Below are 16,198 nucleotides of genomic sequence, written 5' to 3' on the forward strand. Positions count from 1 at the left end.
AGGGCAAAGAAGGGGGCTGGTCTCAAGCCCGGCATTAACCGGGCTGAGAAGAGGGATTATCCCGGATAAATACCGCGATCTTTACGCGCCATCAGGATCCGCTCACAGGCCACGATATAGGCGGCGGTGCGTAAAGAGCACGCTTTTTCCACCGCTTTTTCGTAAACGTGAACGATCGCATCGGTCATGATACGGTCCATTTTGGCGTTGATCTCTTCTTCGCTCCAGAAGAAGCTGGCCATATCCTGCACCCATTCGAAGTAGCTCACGGTGACGCCGCCGGCGTTACAGATAACGTCCGGCACCACCACGATGCCGCGCTCGGCCAGCACATCATCCGCTTCCGGGTAGGTCGGGCCGTTAGCGCCTTCGAGCACCAGTTTGCAGCTGAGGGTTTCGGCGCGCTCGCGCGTAATCTGGCCTTCCAGCGCCGCCGGGATCAGAATATCCATCGGCGTCGTCCAGAACGCTTCTTTGGCAATTTCGCGGGCGCCAGGGAAACCGGCGATTTGCTTGTTCTCGGCCTGCCATGCGGTCAGCGCGGCCATATCAATACCGCCCTCGTTATATAGGGTGGCGGTGTGGTCCTGAATTACCACAATCCGTGCGCCGACGCCTGCGAACAAGCGGGCCGCTTCGCTACCTACGTTACCAAAACCCTGTAGCGCGACTTTTGCGCCCTCGATTTCGATACCGCTGCGGCGAGCTACTTCGCGACCGGTGACGAATACGCCGCGGCCGGTGGCTTTTTCACGGCCCAGCGAACCGCCCAGGTGAATAGGCTTGCCGGTGACCACGCCGGTGATGGTGGTGCCGTGGTTCATGGAGTAGGTATCCATCATCCAGGCCATCACTTTGCCGTTGGTGCCGACGTCCGGCGCCGGAATGTCTTTTTGCGGCCCGATAATAATGCCGATCTCGCTGGTATAGCGACGGGTCAAACGCTCCAGTTCACCTTCCGACAATGAGAACGGGTCGACGCGGATGCCGCCTTTGGCGCCGCCGTAGGGAATATTAACTGCCGCACACTTGATGGTCATCCAGGCTGAAAGCGCCATAACTTCATTGAGATCAACATCAGGATGGTAGCGCACGCCGCCTTTACCCGGTCCGCGCGAGAGGTTGTGCTGAACGCGGTAACCTTCGAAGTGGCGGATAGTACCGTCGTCCATTTGCACAGGGATATCAACGATTAGCGCGCGTTTCGGATGGCGCAGGGTTTCAATCCAGAAAGCGAGATCGCCGAGGTAGGGCGCGACGCGATCGATTTGGCGCAGGTAGGTGGTCCATGGAGATGTACTACTTTCAGAAGCGTAAGATAACTTTTCCATAAGAGTCCTGTTTCGCAGTGATAATTATTTTGTTAACCGTGGAAAGGTACAGCTATAAACTCTGTAACGAGAATGTTATCACCAATTTAATGGGACGGTATTTGGCAAAAATGCAGAATATGCTGTCGTTGCGGCTGGGATTCAGCTTTTTGTGAATAAAAAAACGTAAAATAACGCTCCTCATGGATGAATATGCATTTTTGTGCATTAAAGCCGTAGTTGTGACCCTTTCTCCCTATTTATTAGATTCTTGACCCTCTTCAAAAAGTGAATAAAACGCTATTCAGATGTGTTGACTTTGTTGCTTAAGAGGCGTGGGTGCGCTATTCGCGCTTTATTACCCAAAGTTCGCGCCAGCGTCTAAGATGGTGGCCGCTAATCTACGGCTGAGAGTGTTAACAGGAGAAAACATGTCAGAACATTTTCCATCGCTACCCGAATCGGTACTGGCCGCGGCGAACCAGCTGGGAGCCTGGCTGGCGCAGGATGATTTGCCCGTTGATCCGCAAATAGAGGTGGTGGTGCTGGCTGGCAACGCAGTGATCCCGACCATCGATTTCGCCTGCCGGCTGGCGGCGCAGCACGCGGTTCCGCTGCTGATCAGCGGCGGTATCGGTCACTCCACTTCGTTTTTATACCAGTCGGTGTTAAACGACCCGCGCTACCGCGCCATCGCGGTAAGGGATCGCGCCGAAGCGCATATCCTGGCCGACATCGCCCATCAGTTCTGGGCCATTCCGCGCCAACACATCGTGGTGGAGGATCGCTCCACCAACTGCGGAGAGAACGCGCGCTTTACCCGGGAAATGCTTGAGGAGAGGGGCATTGCCCATCGTACAGGGGTGGTGATTCAGGATCCGACCATGCAGCGCAGAACGATGGCGACGTTTGCCCGCGTCTGGCAAGACGATCCGCGAGCGCCAACGTGGTACAGCACGCCGGGGTGCGCGCCAGTATTATGTAACGGGAGTGACGGTGTCACTTTTAGCGGGAAAGATGCGGGTTTGTGGCCGGTGGGGCGCTATCTGGCGCTGATCCTCGGCGAACCGCCGCGGCTGGCGGATAACCCGCAGGGCTACGGCCCGTTAGGCAAGGATTTTATCGCGCATGTGGATATTCCGCCGCACATTGCTCAGGCGTGGCAGACGCTGCACGACGACCGTCTGCTCTCCGATGCGCTAAGCGCGCGGCAGCTGGCTTAGGTAGCCATAAGCGCTTTTCATCGCTGTTGGTTCGCGTTTCTTCCTCCTTTAGACGCCTGGCATGGTCGCCGGCGTCGGGAAATTTGCCCGTTTGCGTTGGCGGTATCGCAAACGGGCAGCTCGTGTTATTGAATTGTGATTTTTTGCGCGTTAGCTTCATCTGTTTTTATGAAATATCTCACAAAAACAAGCCCTCATGCTGTCTCTTTGCCTTATGGACGATAGTTTTTAACATCTAGTTCACCTGTTAAAAACAATAATCCTTAGGAGCAGACCATGACAGCACCCGTTCAACACCCTATGTATATTGACGGCCAGTTTGAACCCGGCCGCGGTGATGCGTGGATTGATGTGATCAACCCGGCGACGGAAGCGCTGCTTTCGCGGATCCCCGACGGCAGCGCGGAAGATGCAAGGCGAGCGATTCTCGCCGCCGAGCGCGCGCAGCCTGGCTGGGAAGCCCTGCCGGCGATTGAGCGCGCGGGATGGTTACGCAAAATCGCCGCCGGTATCCGCCAACGTGCGGAAGAGATCGCCGCGCTTATCGTCGCCGAGGGCGGAAAAATCCAGCAGCTGGCGGCGGTGGAGGTCTCTTTTACCGCCGATTATCTTGATTATATGGCCGAGTGGGCGCGCCGTTATGAAGGTGAAATTGTGCAGAGCGACCGCCCGGGGGAGAACATTCTGGTATTCAAGCGCGCGCTGGGCGTGACGACCGGTATCCTGCCGTGGAATTTTCCGTTCTTCCTGATTGCCCGCAAGCTGGCGCCGGCGCTGATTACCGGTAATACCATCGTCATTAAACCGAGTGAATTTACGCCGAATAACGCCATCGTTTTTGCGCAAATCGTCCATGATATTGGTCTACCGAAAGGGGTCTTTAACCTGGTGCTGGGCCGCGGCGAAACCGTAGGCCAGGAGCTGGCGGGCAATCCGAAAGTAGCGATGGTCAGCATGACCGGCAGCGTCGCTGCAGGCGAGAAGATTATGGCCGCGGCGGCGAAAAACATCACTAAAGTGTGTCTGGAGCTGGGCGGGAAAGCACCTGCTATCGTGATGGATGATGCGGATCTTGAGCTGGCGGTTAAGGCGGTGGTGGATTCTCGGGTCATCAATAGCGGGCAGGTGTGCAACTGCGTCGAGCGCGTATACGTGCAAAAGGGCATTTACGATCGCTTTGTTAATCGCCTTGGCGAAGCGCTGAAGGCGGTACAGTTTGGCGATCCGGCGGCACGCGACGATATCGCGATGGGTCCGTTGATTAACGCCGCCGCGCTGGAGCGCGTTGAGCAGAAGGTGGCAAAAGCGGTTGCCCAGGGCGCGCGCGTCGCCATTGGCGGTAAAGCGGTGACGGGGAGGGGCTATTTTTATCCGCCAACGCTGCTGCTGGATGTGCGCCAGGAGATGGATATCGTGCATGAAGAGACATTCGGTCCGGTGCTGCCGGTGGTGGCGTTTGATACCCTTGAAGAGGCGCTGGCGATGGCCAACGATAGCGATTATGGGCTGACGTCGTCGATCTATACCCGCGACCTGAACGTCGCAATGAAGGCGATCAAGGGGCTAAAATTTGGCGAAACCTATATTAACCGCGAAAACTTCGAAGCGATGCAGGGTTTCCATGCCGGATGGCGTAAATCGGGCATTGGCGGCGCCGACGGACGTCACGGTCTGAATGAGTATCTGCAAACCCAGGTGGTCTATCTGCAGGCCTGAGTCGGCAGCGTCTCCCGGTGGCGATACTGCGCATCTTTCCGGGCTGTCCAGCCCGCAGATCGCCCCCGGGTCGCGGCTGACGCCTTACCCGGGCTACCTAAACTACCCAAACGCAGGCGCACGTACCCGTAGCCCGGGCAGGCGCTCTGCGCTGCCCGGGGAACAGAGCGCAGGATGGCATCATTTCCCGGAGGCGATGCTGCGCATCTGTCCGGGCTACGCGTGCCGAACCGTCTGCGACTTACTTCGCGAATTTATCCAGCACCCGGATAAGCTGGGTAACGAAGCCATACTCGTTATCGTACCAGGCCACGGTTTTCACCAGTTGCAGATCGCCAACCTCAGCAATCTCCAGCTGCGTGGCATCGTAAATTGAACCGAAATGGCTGCCGATGACGTCCGATGAAACGATCTCTTCTTCGGTATAACCGAATGATTCATTGTTCGCCGCAGCATTTTTCATCGCCTGATTGACTTCTTCGGCGGAGACCTTTTTCTCCAGCACTGACACCAGCTCAGTCACCGACCCTGTTTTGGTCGGTACGCGCTGGGCGTGGCCCTTCAGCTTGCCGCTCAGCGCTGGAATAACCAGCCCAATGGCTTTCGCCGCCCCGGTAGTATGCGGAATGATATTTTCCGCCGCCGCTCGGGAAGCGCGTAGATCTTTGCCGCGCGGGCCGTCAACCAGCGATTGCGTACCGGTATAGGCGTGAATAGTGGTCATGGTCCCCACTTTAATGCCAAATGCGTCATGGAGCACTTTCGCCATCGGCGCCAGGCAGTTGGTGGTGCAGGAGGCCACGGAAATAATTGTATCGTTGGCGTCCAGCGTGTCGTCGTTAACGTTATAGACAATGGTTTTCATATCGCCAGCGGGCGCGGAGATCAGTACTTTTTTCGCGCCGGCGGTCAGATGCGCCTGCGCTTTTTCCGCGGAGGTATAAAAACCCGTACACTCGACAATCAGCTCGGCGCCTACCGCTTTCCACGGAATATGCTGAGCCTCTTTTTCCGCAAAAACGGTAATTTTTTTGCCATCAACGATCAGCGCATCTTCAGTAAAATCTACGCTCCATGGGAAAGGCCCGTAGTTTGAATCATGCTTTAACAGGTAGGCCAGCACTTTAGGTGATGTCAGGTCGTTAATCGCCACGACCTCTAAAGGGCTGTTAACCTCCAGTAACCGGCGCAGCACTAAACGTCCAATACGCCCAAATCCATTAATCCCGAGTTTACTCATGAAGAATCTCCAGGTCAGTTGAACTGTCAGGTAAAAACTTCTCCAGGCTTAGTTCAGCTGCCGGAATAGGGCAACCAACGATTTTTGCGGCGCCGTTAAATGCTGATAAAAACGCGAACAGAAAAGTGAATAAATTCGGTGGGTTGCGGGCGGGGTGTTAACGGTTAATAATTTTTTGTTTCAGCTTTATACGCCACGGGCATATTGGCAAGGGATTGAAAAGGTGGGCCCAGGAAGGGCCTACCTCGTGGCCGATTATTTGGCGTTCCCGCCCAGTTCAGCAAAAGCGGCAAGCGCGGCGCCGTCAAGGCGATAGCGAACCCACTCACTTTGCGCAACGGCACCAATGCTCAGATAAAAATCAATGGCCGGCTGGTTCCAGTCGAGCACGCTCCACTCCAGGCGACCGCACTCTCTTTTTACCGCCAACTGAGCGATGGTTTTCAGCAGCGCTTTTCCTGCGCCGCGGCCGCGAAACTCGGGAGTGACGTAGAGATCTTCCATATAGATGCCGTTGCGGCCGAGCCAGGTGGAATAGCTGGTAAAGAACACCGCGTAGCCGGCGATCTTACTGTCAATCTCGCAGATTAGCGCTTCCGTTTTACTGTCGCTGGCGAAAAGCGATGCCTGGATTTCTTCAACCGTGGTGACCACCTGTTCCGGCGCCTTTTCATACACCGCCAGCTCGTAAATCATGTCATAAATTGCTTTTGCGTCCGCCGGGCTGGCCTGACGAATGGTCATATTCATTGGATTACCTGTTGTGCCATCGTAAGTTTGATACCGCAAAGCATAAACGTTAAGGTTAGAAGAATTAAGTGCAATGAAATCACGCAATGATGAATATTATGCATCCAGCTCTGCGTCGTCTTGATTTGAATCTGCTCCCGGTATTCGAGGCGGTCTACCGTTATCGTTCGGTACGCCTGGCGGCGGAAGAGCTGGCGATGAGCACCTCGGCGTTAAGCCACGCGCTGTCCAGGCTGCGCGCCGCGCTCAATGACCCGCTTTTCTATCGCGAAGGGCATCGTATGTGCCCCAGCGTGTTCGCCACCCAGCTCGCGCCTTCTATTGCCTCGGCGTTAAAGTTTTTAGATCAGGAGTTGACCCCGCAGCCGAAGTTTGTCGCCTCGGCCAGTACCGACTGCTTACAGATAGCGATCACGGATTTTACCGCGCAGTGCGTTTTCCCGACGCTGATGCCCAGGCTGCAGCAACAGGCGCCAGGCCTGCGTTTCGAGCTGCGCTATCTGCCGCACAGCCCGGCGCTGACGGAACTGCTGGCCGGCGAGGTGGATTTAGCGCTGGGGTTTAGCGCCTTGCATGAAGCAGAGCATCCGGAGCTGGATGAGATCTGCTGGCTAAAAGATGATTATGTTGCAATAAGCCACGCCAGCCGGTCCCGGCTAACGCTGGCGGATTACCTGGCAGCCCAGCATCTGGTGGTCACCCCGTGGAATGAAAGCCAGGGGGTTCTCGACGTACAGCTCGCGAAAATGGGGTTTGCGCGGCATATCACCATCAAAACACCCTCTATGCTGAGCGCGCCCTTCATTATTGCGCAAAGTGAACTGCTTATGGCGATACCGCGCTCCGCAGCGGAAAAAATGCTCGGCGCGGCGAAGCTGAAGGTTTTTGAATTACCGTTTGAGGTTCCGCCATTCGAAGTGAAAATCTATTCACATAAGCGGAGCGGGCAGCGCGGCGCGAGCCAGTGGCTGAAAGCGAAGCTGAGGGAGTGGGCTGCTGCAGAACGCGCCTGATGTCTCGTTTGACGAGCCAGCGATATATGCTTAACTCATCAGATAACACATGTGAATCGTTTGTTAACAGCCTGATGCGCGTTTCATTGGTAAGCGCTGCGTCATTTATCCTGATAACGTAAGAGAGAAAAATTGAAATTAGCCGGACTTCATCCAGATGAACTGCGCCGTCTGCAATCGCTGCGGACATCCGGATTATTAAACAGCGGAAAAGAAGAGCGTTTCGATCGCCTGACCAGGCTTGCACGTACGCTCTACGATCTGCCGGTGGCTTCGATTAGCCTCGTGGGGGAAAACACCCTGCACGTAAAATCCTGCGCCGGACTTGATGTGGATACCCTGCCGAGGGATATCACATTCTGCGCGCATACTATCCTGCAAACCGATCCTTTAATCGTCAACGACCTGCAGCAGGACCTGCGCTTTCACGATAACCCGCTGGTCACCGAAGCGCCTTTTATCCGCTTTTATGCCGGATACCCGGTGCAGCTGCCTGACGGCGCGACGGTCGGCGCGTTCTGTCTGATGGATCACAAGCCGCGCGCTTTCTCCGTTCATGAACTACAAATCTTAAGCGACCTGGCCGCCATCGTTGAAGATGAATTCAAGGTGCTGGATGCGGCGACCGCTGACGAGCTGACGGGGCTATTTAACCGCCGGGGCTTTATGTCGTTAGCGGAGTACGCGTTGCTGACCGCCAGACGGCGGAATGAACCAGCGAGCCTCATCTTTATCGATCTCGATCGCTTTAAACTGATTAACGATACCTGGGGTCATGAACAGGGAGATAAAGCCCTGAGGGCGATTGCTGATTTGATGAAGGCCACCTTCAGAGAGTCGGATTTAATTGCCAGGCAGGGTGGCGACGAATTTATCATCCTGCTTGCCAATACCTCGCAGCACGCCGCTGGCCAGGCGATGGAGCAGCTTAGCAAGAACGTCGCGGAGTACAATCAGCAGGCGGGCAATCCGTGGCAGCTGGCGTTCTCATGGGGCTGCGTTGAATACGATCCCGATGCGCATCATAGCCTCAATGAGATTGTTGCGGTGGCGGACCGACGCATGTATCAGGCGAAGAGCAGCCATGGCGCGGAACGTCGGTAGTAAAACTGCCGGGCATCGCCAGCCGATAGCCGGCGTTTGGGCGATGCCGCAGCGGCTGTCGCCTCCTTAGTGGAGGCCAAGGCGGATCAGTTCAACCGGTTCAAACTTCCCTTCAGCCCCTTCAACTTCAACGGTCTTAGTTCGACGCAGCTGGGCTGGAGTTAAATCCGTAGAATGGATAGCGATAATTTTACCGGTTTTGCCCGTCCCATTAATCATCACCTGGCTGCCGTTGGTAATAGGATTGCGGTTACGATCGTATGTGATCATGGTTATTTCTCCTTTTCATCATCGTGTCGTCACGCTCCGGGCTGTCCCGGCGCGGCGGTAATACAAATACGCCTCTCAGACCGTCATTTTGTTGTTTTTGATCAACTTCACACTTTTTAGCGTCCCGCAGCAGGCTAACGCGCCTGAGGCCGGCTTTGCCTGATCCTGCATCCGTATGGCCTCTGAAGTCGCTTTAGCTGGCGCCAAAGCCTGCGGATGCTCGGGTTGCAGTCGCGAGTGCGGCTGCTAAACTTTTTTCGGGCATAACGGAGCGGAACGATGAAGAACAAAGACGAACAAACGGGGCTGATTGGTCTTGCCATCGGCGCGGCGGTGATTGGCCTGGTTTCTGGGCAGAAGCCTATTAACCGGGAAAGTATTGTCGAAGAACTGGTGAGGTTGGGAAGACAGAAGGGGGACGGCGTCGAGGACGAGATTTTTAAACAGGCGGCGACGCTGGTGCGTAAGGGGTTATGATCCCGCCGGTAAAAAGAACGCTATATGAAGCCCGGGTATGCGAAAACCCGGGGTTAAACAGGGAGAAAGCGCATCATGAGATAGGCGATCGCAACGCATATCAGCGCCATGTACCAAACAAAACTCATTCTCTTACCCGCCCTGTAGCGCCATGCCCGTCACCGCGTTGACCACGGTCGCGGCCAGCAAAACGCCGCCCACGATAGCGCAGGCACGACTTTTCCTGGTTGTCCCCAATGTCAGCATGACGATCGCTGCGGCGAAGAAGGGGATGGCTATAATGGTGAAGGTATTCATTTTGTCCTCGAATATCGCCCGTTAATCTTCCTGCATCCACATGTCGGCTTCTTCGAACATTTCCTGCACGGCGCGGCTGATCTGTTCTTTCTCGTGCTTGCTGGCGTCGGTATTGATGGAGGCCAGCGTCATCATCGGTTTAACGCGAACGTCGGCATCGGGAAAAATGCGATGCACTCGCTTCGTCAATTCCGTCAGAATGATCTCTTTAGCGCCGGCTAATCCTTCGAAATTTCTCTTGTCATAAATCAGCTCTACGAACATTTTTTATCCCATTGATGGTAATAGCAAACCGTATTGTACTGTGATTATATACAGCGTCAAGGTTGCGGTATACGTTCCTCGTACTACTGCGCCGCAGGTAACCCGCTGCTTTTGCTTTATCTGCGCGAAACCGGCAATTGTTTTTTTATAAGTACGTAAAAGTTAATGAATTTTTAATAAAAGGTGTTTATGTTGGCGATATCACCGTTTTATTAAGGGTTTCTCATGCGCGATAAATACACTGGTCTACAAATAGGTATCCACTGGCTGGTCTTTTTTTTAGTGATTGGCGCTTACGCGGCAATGGAGCTGCGGGGCTTTTTCCCCCGCAGCGAGCGGCCCGTTTTTAATATGATCCACGTCTCCTGCGGGATTTCTATTTTTGTTCTGATGGTGGTGCGTCTGTTGGTGCGCCTCAAATCTCCGGCGCCGCCGATTGTGCCTAAACCGTCACCGATGATGACCGGCTTCGCGCATCTTGGGCATCTGGTTATCTATCTGCTGTTTATCGCGCTGCCGGCCATCGGCATGGTCATGATGTACTACCGCGGCAACCCCTGGTTTGCTTTTGGCCTGACCATGCCGCATGCGGCGGAAAGCAACTTTGAGCTGGTGGATACCCTGAAAGAGTGGCATGAGGTGCTGGCCAATACCGGCTACTTTATTATCGGCCTGCACGCGCTGGCGGCGCTGATGCACCACTATTTGTGGAAAGATAACACGCTGCTGCGGATGATGCCGCGCAGGCGTTAAACCTCGATAAACCCGCTTCGGCGGGTTTTTTTGTCTCTTTCTTCGGGATCCTCAACTTCAGCTAAGCGCAAATTCTCGCCGCTATGCTACGGTTAAAGCGGCGAAACCATTTGCCTCAAGGCAATAATAAATATAGTATACCCCCCTATATGATATGGAGGGCGAAACCATGCCACATTCACCTGAAGATAAAAAGCGTGCCCTCAGCCGGGTGCGGCGCATTCGTGGCCAGGTTGAAGCGCTTGAGCGGGCGCTTGAATCCGGCGAACCCTGTATGACTATTCTGCAACAAATCGCCTCAATACGCGGCGCCGCTAACGGACTGATGGGGGAGATGGTGGAAATTCACCTACAGGACGAACTGGTCAGCGGCGAAACGACGCCCGATCAGCGCGCCGCCAGAATGGCGGAAGTCGGGCATCTGCTACGATCCTATTTAAAATAAAATCACCACGAGGAAGAGAGATATGAAATCACGTGCAGCCGTCGCGTTTGGCCCGGGCCAGCCGCTTTCAATCGTTGAGATTGACGTCGCGCCGCCGAAAAAAGGCGAAGTGCTGGTCAAGATCACCCATACCGGCGTATGCCACACCGATGCCTTTACCCTCTCAGGCGACGATCCGGAAGGCGTTTTCCCGGCGGTGCTGGGCCATGAAGGCGGCGGGATTGTCGTCGAAGTCGGGGAAGGCGTGACCAGTCTGCAGCCGGGCGACCACGTTATTCCTTTGTATACCGCCGAATGCCGCGAATGTAAGTTCTGTAAATCAGGCAAAACCAACCTCTGCCAGGCGGTCCGCGCCACCCAGGGTAAGGGGCTGATGCCGGACGGCACCACGCGTTTCTCCTACAACGGCGAACCGATTTATCACTATATGGGCACCAGCACCTTCAGCGAATACACCGTGGTGGCCGAAATTTCGCTGGCAAAAGTGAATCCGCAGGCGCCGCTGGATAAAGTATGTCTGCTGGGCTGCGGCGTCACGACCGGTATCGGCGCGGTGCACAATACGGCGAAAGTAAAAGAGGGCGATACCGTCGCCGTCTTCGGCCTCGGCGGGATCGGCCTGGCGGTGATCCAGGGCGCGGTACAGGCGAAAGCCGGGCGCATTCTGGCGGTAGATACCAACCCGGAAAAATTCACCCTCGCGAAAGAGATGGGCGCGACCGACTTTATCAACCCGCATGATTACGATAAGCCGGTTCAGGATGTGATTGTTGAACTCACCGACGGCGGGGTCGACTTTAGCTTCGAGTGTATCGGTAACGTCAACGTGATGCGCGCGGCGCTGGAGTGCTGCCACAAAGGCTGGGGCGAAAGCGTGATTATCGGCGTCGCTGGCGCGGGTCAGGAGATTAAAACCCGTCCATTCCAGCTGGTGACCGGGCGCGTCTGGCGCGGCTCCGCGTTCGGCGGCGTGAAAGGGCGCACGCAGCTGCCGGGAATGGTTGAAGAGGCGATGGCGGGGAAAATTCGTCTCGATCCGTTTATTACCCACCGCATGCCGCTGGATCGCATCAACGAAGCCTTTGACCTGATGCACGAAGGTAAATCCATTCGTACCGTTATTCATTTCGGCGAGAATTGATTTTCAGGTAATAAATAACCCGGGCGTGCCCGGGTTATCGTTTTAGCGGGATTATTCCCGCCGCAGGTTTTCATAACCATTCTGCCAGCGCCGCTGTTCCCGGCGCTCCCGTTCACGTTGAATATCCGATTTCTCATCTTCCCAGACCGCGCAGTGCGGGCCGCTGAACACCTCGCAGGGCTGTGGGTGAGCGGTGAGCGGAGATACCGCTTTCTCTTGCCAAATCGTCGGATCGCGCAGGTCCACTTCCGGGGCTTTTAACGCCTGAGCCGAGGCGGCCGCTATCGACATGATGGCGCCTGCGAGCAGGCGGCAGGTTGAACGCTTCATCCATTATCCTTGTTCAGTATTTATTATTGATAACCATTCGCAATAATAACATGACGGAATAAGAATGGCTTGCTGGGGGGAGATGCGCAGACGATTTTGCTATCGCGCCACCGGGCAATGCCCAGACTAGGTACTGTGCCAGCAAAAAGGGCCCCGATTGGGGCCCTGAGGGTTACTTCTGCTCCGGGAGCGCGTAGGCGATGATGTAATCGCCGCGATCCGGCGACTGGCGAGCGCCGCCCGCGTTGATGATGATGTACTGTTTACCGGTTTTCGGCGATACGTAGGTCATCGGGCCGGACTGGCTGCCGACCGGCAGACGCGATTTCCAGATCTCTTTCCCGTTGGCGGTATCAAACGCGCGCAGGTAGAAGTCCTGAGTGCCCGCAAAGAACAGCAGACCGGACTGGGTTGATAACGACGCACCCAGCGTCGGCATGCCGATGGGGATTGGCATATGCATGCGGATCCCCAGCGGGCCGGTGTCCTCAACGGTGCCTACCGGAACCTGCCACACCAGTTTGCCGGTTTTCAAATCAACCGCTGACATGGTGCCGAACGGTGGTTTCTGGCATGGAATACCCAGCGGCGACAGGAAACGCTCGCGCATGGCGCCGAACGGCGTGCCTTCCATCGGCACGATCCCCATTTCGATACCGCTGGCGTCCTTCGCCACTTTGGCGCGCGGCACCATATAGTTGGCGAGGCCAAGGCGCATATCGTTGACGAATATCAGACTGTTATTCGGATCAACCGATACACTGCCCCAGTTCATCCCGCCCAGCGAGCCGGGATACTGCAGCGAACGGTCCTCGCCCGGCGGGGTGAAGACGCCCTGGTGGCGCATCTCTTTAAACTGGATACGGCACAGCAGCAGGTCGACAGGCGTCGCGCCCCACATATCCGACTCGGTGAGCGTCTCGTTGCCAATCATCGGCATACCGACGGAGTAAGGCTGGGTAGGCGAGTAGCGCTCGCCTTTAACGTTGCCGGCCGGAACCGGACGTTCTTCGACTTTAGCGACCGGTTCACCGGTGGCGCGGTTAAGCATAAAGATCATGCCCTGCTTACTGGTTTGCACCAGCACCGGCGTGGTGCCGCCTTTACCGTCAGGCAGATCGTACAGCAGCGGCTGGGAAGGCAGGTCGAAGTCCCACAGATCGTGATGGGTGGTTTGATAATGCCAGCGGACCTGGCCGGTCGTGGCGTCAACGGCCACGATGGATGAACTGTATTTATCGTCAAGCGCGGTACGTTCGCCGCCAAAGAAGTCCGGCGTCGCGTTACCGGTCGGCAGATAAATCAGATTCAGCTTCGCGTCGTAGGACATGGCGGACCAGACGTTCGGCGTGCCGCGCGTATAGGTCTGGCCTGCCGGCGGTTCTCCGGTCAGCGCCGGGTTGCCCGGATCCCATGCCCACGCCAGTTTCCCGGTGTGGACGTCATAGGCACGAACGACGCCCGGAGGCTCGCCGGTGGAGAAGTTATCCGCCACACGACCGCCAACGACCACGACATTACCCGCCACCAGCGGCGTGGAGGTTTGCTGGTAGTAACCCGCTTTGATCTCGCCCATGCCAATGCTCAGATCAACGATACCGTGGTCGCCAAAGGCGTCGCACAGTTTGCCGTTGTCGGCATCAATAGCGATCAGGCGGGCATCGGTAGTAGGCAAGAACAGGCGACGGGAGCAGGCGGCCGGCTGCGCGTCGGCGGCAGGGGAAACCTGAACCTGGCTATCTTCGTAATAGCCTAAACCACGGCAGCGCTGCCAGTTGGGGGCGGTGGCTTTTGAATCGTAGCGCCACTTCTCTTTGCCGCTATCGACATCCAGCGCCAGCACTTTGCTGTAGGGCGTACAGACGTAAAGCGTATCGCCAATCTGCAGCGGCGTGTTCTGGTCTTCCGCGCCGGAGCCATTGCTCTGCGGAATATCGCCGGTATGGGCGATCCAGGCGACCTGCAGCTGGTCGACGTTCTGTTTGTTAATCTGGTCGAGGGCGGCAAAACGGTCGCCGTGGGTGGTGTTGCCCCAATGCGCCCAGTTTTTCTGCTGCTCGCCTGCGGCGACCGGTTTAACCGGCACCGCCTCGCTGGCGCTGACCAGCGGCTGGGATTTGAACATCCAGGCGAAACTGACCAGCAGCACCACGGCGAGCACCGCAGCCAGGCCAAATGCCGGCCCTTTTTTCGCCGGCTGGCGGGAAAGAAACGGCCAGACCAGCGCGCAAAGGAAGGCCAGTACGCCGAGGGCGAACAGGCGGGAGAATAGCGGCCAGTAGGTCCAGCCCGCGTCGCTAATCGCCCAGACGATCGATGCGACAAACGCAACGGCGTACAGCATGATACCGCCGCGGCGGCTGCGGAAAATGAGCACCGCGGCGATAACCATCACCAGGCCCATCAGCGCAAAATAGAACGTCCCGCCGACGGAGGCGAGCTTCGCACCAAGAATACCGATAGCCAGGCCGATGATCAGCATCAGCCCGGCGAGAAGCCACTGTAGGATCCGGGGGAACCCTCGCGGCGCGTTGTCAGTTGCCATTTTTTCTCCTTCACCACCCCTGAACAGGTGTGAACCAGATAGATCAATTCTTCAAGTGAACTCTTTTGAATGAAGTAATGATAACCTTCATAAAAGCGTAATTTTTACTGTTATTGATTTCATGTGAACCATTTGGTGAAATCGCGGATATGATAGATCTGTTAAAGAAATTTACGCAATTGTTAATGAATGATTTCGCACTAATTGAATATTGTGGTGAATAGTTCCGGGCAGCAGCAGGGAAAACGGGCGGATTATCTCTCCCCGACGCGCGAAGCCGGGGAGAACGCGATCAGACGGGCATGGATTTGCGAATAGCGCTGAGCAGGGTTTGCGTACCCGCAGTGAGCGTGGCGTCCACTCGGGTGAGGATCCCTATTGGTTCACCCGCGCCCTGGGTGGGCACCGGCAGCGCGGCCAGCAGCCCACGACGCAGGTCGTCTTTAACCGCGCCGGAAGGGACAAACCATACGTAGTCGTAGTCGACGGTGAGCTGGCGCGACAGTGAAGCCGACAGCGTCTCTATGCAGCCAGTGGGGATTTTGCAGCCCTGGCTTTGCAGCAGGGTTTCGGCGTTCTGTCGCGGCAGCGTGCCTTTAGGCGAAACCACCACCGGCCACTCCATGACCCGACTCAGCGTGACGGTTTCCTGCAGCAGAGGGTGTCCCGGACGAACCACCAGCTTCAGGGATTCGAGAAACAGCAGTTCATAGTTCAATCCGCTCATTAATTCCGGATCGGACATTCGCCCGATGCCGATATCGATTTCTCCCGATTTTAGCCCCGCCAGCAGCATGGTGTTATTCATGGTGGCGACCTGAAGGGTGATATCTTTTTGCTGCTGATGGAACTGGCCGATCACCGAGGGCAGGATCCCCAGCGCGGCGGTGGGGAGCGCTCCGATACGTACGATATCGCTGTTGAGGCCTTCTTTACGATTTAGCGCCTGACCAGCGGTATTGAGCGCGTCGAGCACTTTGACCGCATGGGTGAGAAACTGTTCGCCGACCAGCGTAAGCTGCGCGCCCAGGCGCCCCCGCTCAAACAGCCGCGTGCCGGTGAGTTGCTCCAGTTCGTTCAGCGTTTTGGATAAGGCCGGTTGGCTCAGATTAAGGGTTTCAGCCGCGCGCCCAAGAGTTCCCTGTTGAGCGACGGCCACGAAGGTATGTAGATGGCGCAAGCGAATGCGCTGACTGAAAAGACCATTTTTTTGCATAATCAATGTTAAAAACAGAGGTGTACCGATGACAAGTAAGGGCGTTTAAAATTGTTAACTTCATAGCAAAATATTATTAACATTTTATATTATTATTTTACAAG

General features: G+C 56.0%; 17 protein-coding genes. 8 read left to right on the forward strand and 9 right to left on the reverse strand.

What is annotated here, in order from left to right:
* Positions 1–56 precede the first annotated feature (56 nt).
* The gene (locus tag K7H21_RS13265; RefSeq protein WP_004120918.1) at positions 57–1,331 is read right to left on the reverse strand and encodes a Glu/Leu/Phe/Val family dehydrogenase; all 1,275 of its coding nucleotides are present in this window, start codon (positions 1,329–1,331) and stop codon (positions 57–59) included.
* 410 nt (positions 1,332–1,741) lie between these two features.
* On the opposite strand from K7H21_RS13265, the gene K7H21_RS13270 reads away from it, so the two are divergent.
* Positions 1,742–2,533 carry a YdcF family protein gene (locus K7H21_RS13270; RefSeq protein WP_223035847.1) on the forward strand — a complete coding sequence of 264 codons (792 nt, stop codon included), beginning with the start codon at positions 1,742–1,744 and terminating at the stop codon, positions 2,531–2,533.
* A 276-nt stretch (positions 2,534–2,809) separates the two neighbouring features.
* Positions 2,810–4,249 (forward strand): aldehyde dehydrogenase, encoded by a 1,440-nt coding sequence (aldA, locus tag K7H21_RS13275; RefSeq protein WP_223035848.1) that lies wholly within the window; start codon positions 2,810–2,812, stop codon positions 4,247–4,249.
* A gap of 241 nt (positions 4,250–4,490) precedes the next feature.
* Here aldA and gap read toward each other — a convergent pair whose 3' ends face one another.
* Together gap and K7H21_RS13285 are read right to left on the reverse strand one after the other, a co-directional pair.
* Positions 4,491–5,489, reverse strand: a complete 999-nt coding sequence (gene gap, locus K7H21_RS13280) for a type I glyceraldehyde-3-phosphate dehydrogenase (protein ID WP_004120910.1) — start codon at positions 5,487–5,489, stop codon at positions 4,491–4,493.
* A 255-nt stretch (positions 5,490–5,744) separates the two neighbouring features.
* Positions 5,745–6,239, reverse strand: a complete 495-nt coding sequence (locus K7H21_RS13285; protein WP_004120909.1) for a GNAT family N-acetyltransferase — start codon at positions 6,237–6,239, stop codon at positions 5,745–5,747.
* Between the two features lie 89 nt (positions 6,240–6,328).
* On the opposite strand from K7H21_RS13285, the gene K7H21_RS13290 reads away from it, so the two are divergent.
* Both K7H21_RS13290 and K7H21_RS13295 read left to right on the forward strand, forming a co-directional pair.
* Positions 6,329–7,252, forward strand: coding sequence for a LysR family transcriptional regulator (locus tag K7H21_RS13290; RefSeq protein WP_162626016.1), 924 nt, complete (start codon positions 6,329–6,331; stop codon positions 7,250–7,252).
* Positions 7,253–7,384: 132 nt separating this feature from the next.
* Complete coding sequence (locus tag K7H21_RS13295; RefSeq protein ID WP_223035849.1) at positions 7,385–8,356, forward strand: GGDEF domain-containing protein; 972 nt, start codon at positions 7,385–7,387, stop codon at positions 8,354–8,356.
* Between the two features lie 66 nt (positions 8,357–8,422).
* On the opposite strand, the gene ydfZ is transcribed toward K7H21_RS13295, so the two are convergent.
* Entirely contained in the window at positions 8,423–8,626 is a 204-nt protein-coding gene (gene ydfZ, locus K7H21_RS13300; RefSeq protein ID WP_004120898.1) for a putative selenium delivery protein YdfZ, read from the reverse strand.
* Positions 8,627–8,905: 279 nt separating this feature from the next.
* Between ydfZ and K7H21_RS13305 the strand changes: the two genes are divergently transcribed.
* Positions 8,906–9,103, forward strand: a complete 198-nt coding sequence (locus tag K7H21_RS13305) for a hypothetical protein (RefSeq protein ID WP_004120895.1) — start codon at positions 8,906–8,908, stop codon at positions 9,101–9,103.
* Between the two features lie 132 nt (positions 9,104–9,235).
* Here K7H21_RS13305 and K7H21_RS13310 read toward each other — a convergent pair whose 3' ends face one another.
* Both K7H21_RS13310 and K7H21_RS13315 read right to left on the reverse strand, forming a co-directional pair.
* A complete protein-coding gene (locus tag K7H21_RS13310; protein WP_004120892.1) occupies positions 9,236–9,400 on the reverse strand; it encodes a hypothetical protein in 165 nt (54 codons plus the stop codon).
* Positions 9,401–9,421: 21 nt separating this feature from the next.
* The gene (locus K7H21_RS13315; protein WP_004120890.1) at positions 9,422–9,664 is read right to left on the reverse strand and encodes a DinI-like family protein; all 243 of its coding nucleotides are present in this window, start codon (positions 9,662–9,664) and stop codon (positions 9,422–9,424) included.
* Between the two features lie 225 nt (positions 9,665–9,889).
* Between K7H21_RS13315 and cybB the strand changes: the two genes are divergently transcribed.
* From cybB to K7H21_RS13330, 3 genes are all read left to right on the forward strand, one after another.
* Positions 9,890–10,417 (forward strand): cytochrome b561, encoded by a 528-nt coding sequence (gene cybB, locus K7H21_RS13320; protein ID WP_004120888.1) that lies wholly within the window; start codon positions 9,890–9,892, stop codon positions 10,415–10,417.
* Positions 10,418–10,586: 169 nt separating this feature from the next.
* Positions 10,587–10,862 (forward strand): metal/formaldehyde-sensitive transcriptional repressor, encoded by a 276-nt coding sequence (locus K7H21_RS13325; protein WP_004101746.1) that lies wholly within the window; start codon positions 10,587–10,589, stop codon positions 10,860–10,862.
* A gap of 22 nt (positions 10,863–10,884) precedes the next feature.
* Complete coding sequence (locus tag K7H21_RS13330; RefSeq protein ID WP_049115543.1) at positions 10,885–12,003, forward strand: S-(hydroxymethyl)glutathione dehydrogenase/class III alcohol dehydrogenase; 1,119 nt, start codon at positions 10,885–10,887, stop codon at positions 12,001–12,003.
* Positions 12,004–12,054: 51 nt separating this feature from the next.
* Here the strand turns inward: K7H21_RS13330 and K7H21_RS13335 are convergent, their stop codons facing one another.
* From K7H21_RS13335 to K7H21_RS13345, 3 genes are all read right to left on the reverse strand, one after another.
* The gene (locus tag K7H21_RS13335) at positions 12,055–12,333 is read right to left on the reverse strand and encodes a hypothetical protein (protein ID WP_004120883.1); all 279 of its coding nucleotides are present in this window, start codon (positions 12,331–12,333) and stop codon (positions 12,055–12,057) included.
* A 172-nt stretch (positions 12,334–12,505) separates the two neighbouring features.
* The gene (locus K7H21_RS13340; RefSeq protein WP_049115541.1) at positions 12,506–14,878 is read right to left on the reverse strand and encodes a membrane-bound PQQ-dependent dehydrogenase, glucose/quinate/shikimate family; all 2,373 of its coding nucleotides are present in this window, start codon (positions 14,876–14,878) and stop codon (positions 12,506–12,508) included.
* Between the two features lie 292 nt (positions 14,879–15,170).
* Positions 15,171–16,094 carry a LysR substrate-binding domain-containing protein gene (locus K7H21_RS13345; protein ID WP_004120879.1) on the reverse strand — a complete coding sequence of 308 codons (924 nt, stop codon included), beginning with the start codon at positions 16,092–16,094 and terminating at the stop codon, positions 15,171–15,173.
* Positions 16,095–16,198: the final 104 nt, after the last annotated feature.

It is taken from the genome of Klebsiella sp. CTHL.F3a, from assembly GCF_019890895.1.
Lineage (GTDB): Bacteria > Pseudomonadota > Gammaproteobacteria > Enterobacterales > Enterobacteriaceae > Klebsiella > Klebsiella grimontii.

Bases quoted from the DNA above. Each gene is read 5' to 3' on its own strand.
- K7H21_RS13325 (WP_004101746.1), top strand. From the start codon at position 10,587: ATGCCACATTCACCTGAAGATAAAAAGCGTGCCCTCAGCCGGGTGCGG.
- cybB (WP_004120888.1), top strand. From the start codon at position 9,890: ATGCGCGATAAATACACTGGTCTACAAATAGGTATCCACTGGCTGGTC.
- K7H21_RS13265 (WP_004120918.1), bottom strand. From the start codon at position 1,331: ATGGAAAAGTTATCTTACGCTTCTGAAAGTAGTACATCTCCATGGACC.
- K7H21_RS13335 (WP_004120883.1), bottom strand. From the start codon at position 12,333: ATGAAGCGTTCAACCTGCCGCCTGCTCGCAGGCGCCATCATGTCGATA.
- gap (WP_004120910.1), bottom strand. From the start codon at position 5,489: ATGAGTAAACTCGGGATTAATGGATTTGGGCGTATTGGACGTTTAGTG.
- K7H21_RS13285 (WP_004120909.1), bottom strand. From the start codon at position 6,239: ATGAATATGACCATTCGTCAGGCCAGCCCGGCGGACGCAAAAGCAATT.
- K7H21_RS13310 (WP_004120892.1), bottom strand. From the start codon at position 9,400: ATGAATACCTTCACCATTATAGCCATCCCCTTCTTCGCCGCAGCGATC.
- K7H21_RS13345 (WP_004120879.1), bottom strand. From the start codon at position 16,094: ATGCAAAAAAATGGTCTTTTCAGTCAGCGCATTCGCTTGCGCCATCTA.
- aldA (WP_223035848.1), top strand. From the start codon at position 2,810: ATGACAGCACCCGTTCAACACCCTATGTATATTGACGGCCAGTTTGAA.
- K7H21_RS13305 (WP_004120895.1), top strand. From the start codon at position 8,906: ATGAAGAACAAAGACGAACAAACGGGGCTGATTGGTCTTGCCATCGGC.
- K7H21_RS13315 (WP_004120890.1), bottom strand. From the start codon at position 9,664: ATGTTCGTAGAGCTGATTTATGACAAGAGAAATTTCGAAGGATTAGCC.
- K7H21_RS13340 (WP_049115541.1), bottom strand. From the start codon at position 14,878: ATGGCAACTGACAACGCGCCGCGAGGGTTCCCCCGGATCCTACAGTGG.
- K7H21_RS13290 (WP_162626016.1), top strand. From the start codon at position 6,329: ATGAATATTATGCATCCAGCTCTGCGTCGTCTTGATTTGAATCTGCTC.
- K7H21_RS13270 (WP_223035847.1), top strand. From the start codon at position 1,742: ATGTCAGAACATTTTCCATCGCTACCCGAATCGGTACTGGCCGCGGCG.
- K7H21_RS13330 (WP_049115543.1), top strand. From the start codon at position 10,885: ATGAAATCACGTGCAGCCGTCGCGTTTGGCCCGGGCCAGCCGCTTTCA.
- ydfZ (WP_004120898.1), bottom strand. From the start codon at position 8,626: ATGATCACATACGATCGTAACCGCAATCCTATTACCAACGGCAGCCAG.